A 7545-nucleotide genomic window follows, 5' to 3' on the forward strand; every position below is an offset into this window, starting at 1 on the left:
GGGCACCAAGGGCAACGTGGCCACCAAGCTGCCCAACGACGCGCACTTCGTGTGGTGGTACGACGGATCCAACGGCTGGAACCGCGGCGGAAGCGCCCAGGCCGAGGAGAACAACCTCTCCCAGGGCGCCGGCTCGCTGCGCAACCGCCACCGCTTCGTGCGCGACTGGTACCAGCTGGTGACCAAGGCCCGTACCCTCGGTGCCGCCTCGGTGGACAAGACGACCCAGACCGACGCCGAGACGGGCGAGGAGAAGCAGGTGGAAACGGGCACCCGTTGGCATTCCGGTACCCCGCTTGTGTGGTCGGAGACGCGCCTGCACATGCAGAAGGCCTGGTTGGCCACCTCGTCGCGCTTCATCTCGGCGGCGGCTGCCACCGATGGCTCGGGCGTGAGCAACTACGAGGCCCAGCGCTTCTACAACTCCGAGGACTCCCATGCCGGATGGATTCCCGGCCGCTACGACTACTCGGGCCAGCACTACCGCGACCATCGCGGCGTGTTCGTGGGCCAGTACACCACGGCGCTTCAGTACAACCAGGATTTCGTGACCGAGCTGACCGCCTACAACTACGGCGACCGCAACCTGGACGGCGTGGAGTTCACCTACGTGATGCCCCGCGGCGTGGAACCGCTGCTGTCCGGGTCCTTCGTTCCCGACGCCGATGACGACGAGGAACTCGAGGGCAACGTGGTCACCTACAAGGGCGCTGTCACCATGACGGTGAACGCCGAGGGCCTGACGGCCCCCATCAAGGTGAGCGTCGTGACGGCCACGGGCAACACGGTGCTGACCGACTTCGAGATCACTCCGAATGAGCCCTGCGTGCTCGGCGGCGAGACCGACGCGGGCCCCTACACCTTCCCCGAGGGCGACTACTGGCTCGTGGTGACCGAGGTGGGCACCACCGAGGAGGGCCTGCCCTTCGAGGAGGGCGAGTACAGCTACCGCGTACTTGTGACCGACGAGGACGGCAACGAGAGCGTAGAGGAGCGCACCTGCGCCTTCAAGCCGCTCAGTTTCCACGTGACCGCCCACGACTCTATGGTGGAGTCGAACCCGGCTACCGACAAGGACGGCAATTCCACGGGCATTTCCGCCTCGGTGGATAATGCCACCGAGGGCACCATGAAGGTGTACGCCGAGAATGGCGTGCCGGTGCGCCTGACCCGTTGGACCGGCGGCGTGACCAACGACAACACGACCCCCGACGGGGTGGGTGTCATCACCATCGGCAAGAAGAACTACATCAAGGATGCGGCGGGCAAGTACGTGGAGTGCTCCGATGCGGGCCGCTTCGTGGAGGTGCCCCGCTACAATCCCGAGACGCCCTCGCAGGTGACCGCCGAGCTGACGCTCAACCGCATCGAGAAGCCGAGCGCGGTGTCGGTGACGGTGAACGCCGAGGGCGCGAGCCCCGACTTCCCGGCTACGGCCCAGATCGTCTCCATGATTGAGAAGCAGGTGGAGCGCCAGGTAGAGGTGCCGGCAAAGAACGAGGACGGCACGCCGAAGCTGGATGCGGACGGCAACCCCGTTATGACCACCGAGACCATCACCGAGACCGTCTACGAAGAGGGCGACGTGGTGGAAGGCTTCGAGAGCATTGCCGTAAAGGCCAACGAGCCGGTGCAGGTGGCCGAGCTGCCGCGTGGCCACTACGGCCTGAAGTTCTTGGCCGCGCCTCAGATGGACGCCGAGTACGGCGGCGGCCGCGGCTTCACCCTGCCCGAGGGCACCCAGCACTTCTACGTGGTGGGCCTGGGCGATGCCATCGAGCTTGCCAGCTACACCCTCGACCACATTTGGGACAAGGCGGCCGTGAACATGACCGTGTCGGCCTACGGTGCCGAGACTGAGGCCTCTTTTATCGTGCGCGATACGGCCGGCAATCCCATCGACCCGGCTACCGGGGAGGCGGTGGTGGCCGCCGAGGGCGAGACAATTGACGAGAGCGCCTACTATGTGAAGGTGGCCCCCGGCACGAAGACCCAGCTGATGGCTCTGCCGCGTGGCAGCTACACGGTCTATATGGTAGAGGCGCCTTCCATGAGCTTCCGCTACACGGTGAAGGAGCCCGAGATTGTGGACGGCGCCCCCACGGGCGGCGATATTGACGTGGAGAAGGTGGGCACCTGGCCGTTCATCGCGCCGACCGAGCCTATCGAGATCGAGGCCGACGGCCATGGTGCCGCCTTCGATCTGGCCATGGAATGCAAGCTGGGCGACATCTCGGCCGTGGTGGCCGGTCAGACCACCATCCGCGCCGACATTCACGCCGAGGGCGCCCGCGCCGACGACGTGCTGACCTACGCCCTGGTGAAGGTGACGACCACCGGCGAGGGCGAGGATGCCGTGGTGGACGAGACCGAGGTCGTGCAGACGGCCACGGTGGGCCTGAACCGCCCGGCGTTCCTGCAGAGCCTGGCCGCGGGCACCTACCGCCTGCGTGTGACGAAGTATCCCACGCTGGCCGACGGCAGCACCTTCACCCTTGACGGCGACTACTACGAGTTCGAGGTGCCCGAGGGCGCTGAGGGCATGGATGTGTCCTTCACGCTGACCCCGGTCGCCGCCGATGCGGGCGAGCCGAGCGTGCTGTCCGCTATGGTGGACGAGTGCTTCGCCGAGGCCGCCTGGGTGGCCGAGACGAGCGCGTCGGCCATGGCGGCTCAGGCCCGCGTTACGGTGACTTCCGAGCCGGTGCCGTTGGAGAACCGCTCCTTCGACCGCAGCGCCCAGATGACCGCCGACATGTCCAACGACATCGCCGATGCCGACGGGGCCACGGTCTCCGGCGACGGCGTGTACTTCGTGGAAAGCGACCGGCAGGCCATCGAGCAGTTCGCGGCCTCTCTGGGCGCGCCCGATGCCGCGGCGGCGCCGACGAGCGAGACGGCCGATGAGGGCGAGCCTGCGACGCCGGGTGTCACCGACGAGCTGGTGGCCTTCGCTGCCTCCACCGAGCCGGGCGAGGCGCCTTCCGAGAGCGCCGTGGATACGAGCCTGGGCAGCGAGGAGTCCCGCAAGGAGCTGACGTCGCGCATCAAGCAGCAGGTGAAGGTGAGCCTGCTCGGTGCCACGACCGGCGTGGCGGGCAACTACTCCCAGGATCCGCAGATCAGCTTCAGCAGCCCCATCGACATCAGCGACCTGTTCGACATCGAAGTGGTGCAGACTCCCACGAGCGAGTTTGCCGGCTACTACGCGCCGAGCGCCATCCAGGACCCCTACCGCTCCACGGTGGACGCCACGGCCAACACCGATAAGAGCACCTACGAGGCCGTGCGCGCCGAGGGCACGGGCAACCACAGCGTCAGCTACCGCGACAGCTCCCAGCCCTGGGTGCTGAAGATTACCGTGAAGCAGGATCTGGCCAAGTGGTTCGGTCGCACCATCGACGGCACCGCCGAGGATGCCGCCGACCCCGACTTCGTGCGGCGCTACAGCGAGTACGCCCAGTATGCCGATGCCATCAAGAAGGCCCTGGACGGCACCGGCGGCTACCAGATCAAGGTGAACATCGCCTCCCATGTGTTCGGCAACAACGAGTCCGAGCGCTGGTACGACCGCGTGCTGACGCGCCCGTGGGACCGCCCCGCCGCCGAGGGTGGCGTGACGGGCCAGGACAAGGCCAGGGGCGAGGAGCCGAGCCGCTCGAGCGCCTACTACCAGGTGTACGACCTCGACCACTTCGAGGGCGAGCACACCGGCTTCGCGGCCACGGGCGGATCGGGCAAGAGCGCCCACATCCAGCCCTTCGGCATGGACCACAAGTACACCCTGCAGCGCTGGTACCGCAACGGGCCCGAGACCCAGCTGGCCGGTTCCCCCAACATGCCCACGGTGAACGGCTGGACAGTGCTGAACAACACCGTGCGCACCACCGACCCGGACAACACCTCCCAGGTGGACGACCCCATGGGCACCGCCGCCGCCAACCTGGACTTCTGGAAGAAGGCCTACAAGGACGAGGGATCTGCCGGCCCGGTGCTCTACGCCCAGACCGGCACCATGGCCGTGATGCGCAAGCCCGTGGTGCGCGTGTGGAATACCATCAGCCTGGCCGATGAGCTCAGCGGCGACCAGGAGAGCGGCACCGTGACCGATGGCGTGGGCTCCACCTCGGCGCACTACTACATGGAAACCGAGACCGATACCCGCCAGGTGAACGTGCATGTGGAGAACCGCTTCTGGTGGGACGCCTTCGCGCGCCAGTACGACAACGACTACAACTACCGCGACTGGGTCGTGAACGAGAACCGTTGGCACACCTATTCCCGCGAGGGAGGCCAGATGGGCGACTTGGTGCTGCCCGTGGTGACGGTGGTGCTGCCCTATGGCATCACGCCGGTGCACCGCGAGACCCGCAAGCCCTACGGCCAGTGGCGCGATGAGGTGCAGGAGTTCCTCTACGAGGACTGGGATATCGCCCAGTCCACGAACGCCACCTGGGGCAACGTGGGCGAGGTGAACCAGAACGAGCCTTTGGAGTGGCTGAAGGCCAACTTCCGCGCCACGGTGACCTACGAGAAGATCGAGGCCGACGCCACCCAGTACCCGGCCGACGAGATCAACGACGACAACTACCGCTTCGTTATTCGCTTCCTGCCCAAGGGCGACGATCTGAACAACGACCGCGAGACCGAGCAGCGCATCAAGTCGCACCAGATGGACACGTTCAAGTTCTCTATCGCCATGACCAACGAGCCCGAGTGGGGCGAGCTACCCGACCACAAGGAGGCCTCGCGCACCACGGAGAGCATCCGCACCTATGTGTCGAGCGCCATGACCGGCTACAAGGCCCTCACCGATGAGGACATTTCCGGCAACCCCTATACCGTGGGCGCCCCGGCCCGCTTCCGCGGTGCCGGCGACTGGCGCCAGCGCGACGTGCGCCTGGATGCCGTGTCGTCTGCCTACATGTACCGCGTGAACAACGACAGCAGCTGGAACGACAACATCGGGCGTACCGGCAGCTATCTGGGCACCACGGCCTACAACGACAGCCACGGCCGCGCGGCCTACCGCTTCCAGTGGGAGTACGACAACGTGTTCCCGGGCCTCGGCAATGAGAACGTGTCGCTGAACACGAACCGCGCCGGCGCCTACAGCGTGACGGGCTACAACCGCGACTGGTACTGCTCGTACAACAACTGCAACCTGGGTGCTGAGAGCCATTGGCGCACCCACGGGTTCGAGATGGTGTGGCGCATGCCCTACAACTACTACAACGCCGGCACCCAGACTAACGACGGCGTGCAGTACAACCATCTGCTCGGCTACTTCGGCAAGTACACCGAGCAGGGCGGCTCCACCCGCGCCGGCGGCACCACGGTGCCCCTGACCGGTCCGGCCGACAACCTGGGCATGAACGTGTCGGAGTACAACTTCCGCACCCAGTACGGCCTGTCGTCCGAGACGACGAAGAACCTGAACAACAGCTATGTGGACGCCGAGGGCCGTCCCACCACCGACAGCACCAACTCCGAGGCCACCAAGACCGAGAAGTTCGCCAACCGTGCGACGGGCCAGAAGGCCACCCATGTGGATGCCGGCGTATTCGCCGCCAGCAGGCTGCGCCTGAAGACGCCCACCCTGGGGTCGTCCTTCGAGATTCAGAACGAGCCTGCGACCCAGCCTTCTGACACCACGCCCGACAGCGTGGTGTCCCAGGGTAACTTGGGCTCCGATGAGATGCTGCCGCTGCCCGGCGCGGCCAACGGTGCCGAGCTGAAGAACAGCGCCGCCGACGCCAAGGAAGGCACCTTCGAGTACGACGACGAGATGTGGTTCTCGGCCACCTTCCGCAACGCCGTCATCGGCAACAAGCGGGCTTCCGGCCAGCAGGGCAAGGAGGGCGCGCTGCTGCACTCGAAGCTCGTGTTCTCGGTGTATCTGCCCGAGCAGGTGACCTTCTACGACCAGGACAAGCTGAAGAACCTGGGCGAGACGGTGACCGCCGCCGACTTCGAGCGTTTGTTCTGCGACTACAAGGGCGACGACTATCCCTTCTACGTGGAGTACACCTACCGCGACCGCCATTCCGACACCGGCACGGTGAAGGATCCGGTGACGGGCTCGTCGGTGTACCCGAAGCGCGAGAACCAGCAGAAGAAGTACCTGCGCCTGACGCCCAAGCAGCTGGTGGAGGCCGGCTGGACCGTGCGCGTGCGCGTGCAGCCCGACTACGACAAGGATGCCTACGCCAACCAGACCAACGGCACCTACGGCCAGCATAAGGACTACGGCAAGCCCGACGTGGACGATCCGGACGATCTAGCCGATGGCGAGGACGTGAAGCCGCGAGTCCATGGCGGCGAGACCCTCGTCTTCGAGCTGACGCCGCCCGACGACGCCAACGACGCCGAGTTCGTGAAGCACGACAGCATGCTGTCGGCTTACTGGGACAACGTGCGCGCCGACGGCTACGTGGGCGCCGGCGATGTGGTCACTTTGAAGCTGCGCACCCGTATCGACAACGTGGGCTCCGAGGAGGAAGCCCTGGCCGATCTGACCGACGAGAACGGTGAGCCGCTCACCTACGCCCAGCAGCTGAACCTCATCCGCACCTGGTCTACCGAGGCCTCGAAGGCCTACTTCACCACCGAGGACCGCGACGTGGCCTGGCTGCCCCAGACCACGGGCTGGTCGCATCGCTTCACCGCCGATGTGACGACCACGGTGTCGAAGGACGCCAAGGTGTACCGCGCTATGAAGGACGCTGCGGGCAACGTGCTCTACGACGAGCAGGGCTTCGCCCAGATTGAGCCGGTGGTGGATCCCGACGGCGCCGACGAGCAGGAAATCACCTTCAAAGCCGGCGAGCTGTACTACAAGCCCACGGTGCCGACCGATTCCGCCAACGGCTACGGAGTTGCCGGCTTCAACAACCAGTCGCCCGAGTACTTCCAGTGGGTCGACGAGGCTGGCCTGTCCTACGACGTGGAAGGCCATGAGGACCCGGACACCAAGGACTGGGTAGACGATGTGGACTTTGACAAGGACGGCAAGTTCGAGAGCGGCGGCCGCCCCGAGCGCCACATGACCTCCACCTCGGGCGTCTTCAAGATTCGCAAGCCCTCGGCCTCGGTGCGCATCGACACCGGTGCCGTGCGCGTGCCCACCAACGAGGTGAACTCCACCGACTCCACCCAGTCGGGCAACAACTACCTGTACGTGAACCAGGCCATCAACACCGGTGCCGCGGTGAACAGTTTCATCGTGGACTGGCAGGTGCCCCTGTGGGCCCTGGGCTCTCAGTCGGCCGAGAACGCGCCGCTGAACTCGGCTACTATTCCCACGGGCAAGGTGACCCCCGACATCGACAGCGTGAGCTCCGGTGTGTGGGAGATTCCCGGCACCTACCAGCACGTGCTGAAGAACCCCTACCTGAAGGACGCGGACGGAAAGCCCGTCGAAACCGTGGTGGGCGAGGGCACCTACTACTTCCGCGCCGACGGCAGCCAGGTGGGCGCCTGGCGTGTGGACACGAACCGTTCCATTACCGTGAACGGCGAGACGCGCTACCCCTACTTCGTGAA

At 65.8% G+C, this 7545-nt stretch carries 1 protein-coding gene; it reads left to right on the forward strand.

The annotated features are described in order from the left end of the window. On the forward strand, positions 1-7545 hold a 7545-nt coding region (locus tag ACTOXK_RS11335), incomplete at both ends, for a hypothetical protein (protein WP_482279939.1).

The organism is Adlercreutzia sp. (assembly GCF_056795635.1).